Source organism: Devosia oryzisoli, from assembly GCF_014837245.1.
Lineage (GTDB): Bacteria > Pseudomonadota > Alphaproteobacteria > Rhizobiales > Devosiaceae > Devosia > Devosia oryzisoli.
On sequence record NZ_JACYFU010000013.1, the window covers coordinates 1 to 1,299 of the forward strand.

Below are 1,299 nucleotides of genomic sequence, written 5' to 3' on the forward strand. Positions count from 1 at the left end.
AGCTGGACACCCGCAAAAACCCTCGCGCCTTTGATGCTGTCGTGATTCACTGACGATGCTTGATCATGGAGCATCGTCATGGACCCACAGTCGCTGTTCAGCCTGAACGATCACCTGGAGGCGCTGAGCCAGCATGGTGATCCGCTCGAGGTATTGGAGCGGACGGTGGACTTCGAGTATTTCCGCGGCTGGCTCGTCGAGGGGCTGGGCTATGGCGACGGCAGCAAGGGCGGTCGGCCGCCATTCGATCCGGTGGCCATGTTCAAGATCCTGATCCTGCAAGCCCAGCACAACCTGTCGGACGCCCGCATGGAGTTCATGATCCGGGACCGTCTGAGCTGGATGCGGTTCCTGGGGTTCTCGCTCGGGGACCGGACCCCCGATGAGAACACCATCCGCCATTTCCGCAACCGCATGACAGAGACCGGTACGCTCAAGCGGGTGATGAAGGCCTTCGACTGGCAACTGCACAAGAAGGGGTACATCCCGATGTCGGGGCAGATCGTCGATGCCTCGCTGGTGCCGGCGCCCCGGCAGCGCAACACCGATGGCGAGCAGCAGGCGATCAAGGACGGCAGGACGGCCGCGGAAATCTGGCCGGACGAGCCAGCCAAGGCGGCCCACAAGGACACCGATGCGCGCTGGACGCTCAAGGTGGGCGGCAAGGTGCGCTACCGGGCGGACGGCACGCCGCTGCCGATGATCGCGCTGCCGGTGTTCGGCTACAAGAGCCACATCAGCATCGATCGGCGCTACGGCTTCATCCGGGCCGCCGCGGTCACCTCGGCATCCCACCCCGATGGTCGAATGCTGCGCCAGGTCATCGATCGGCAGAACACCGGCAGCGAGGTTTGGGCCGACAGCGCCTACCGCTCACAGAGCAACGAGGCATGGCTCGCCGATCGCATGCTGACCAGCCGCATCCATCGACGCAAGCCCAAGGGCAAGCCGATGCCGACGGCCACGGCTCGTGCCAACGCCGCCAAGTCGGCGGTCCGTGCCCGGATCGAGCATGTCTTTGCGCACCAGAAGAACCGCTTCGGACTGTTCATCCGCACCATCGGCATCGCCCGCGCCGAAGCGAAACTCACGCTGGCCAATCTGGCCTACAACTTCGACCGTCTGATCTTCCACGAGAAGCGCCTCGCCACGCCGTGAGTCCGCCCGCACGTGCGGAAAGCGCCTGATCCTGGCGCAGCAGCCCGCAGCAGAAGCGCCAAACTTGCCGAAAGCACTGATCCCACACTGGCATCATGCCGCCGCCGCTCTCATTGACCCAGTTTTTGCGGGTGTCCAGCT

At 64.4% G+C, this 1,299-nt stretch carries 1 protein-coding gene; it reads left to right on the forward strand.

The window, feature by feature from the left end; all coding sequences use genetic code 11:
* Positions 1 to 78 precede the first annotated feature (78 nt).
* On the forward strand, positions 79 to 1,158 hold the full coding sequence (locus tag IC608_RS17930) for a transposase (RefSeq protein ID WP_191778340.1): 1,080 nt from the start codon (positions 79 to 81) through the stop codon (positions 1,156 to 1,158).
* The last annotated feature ends 141 nt before the right edge of the window (positions 1,159 to 1,299 follow it).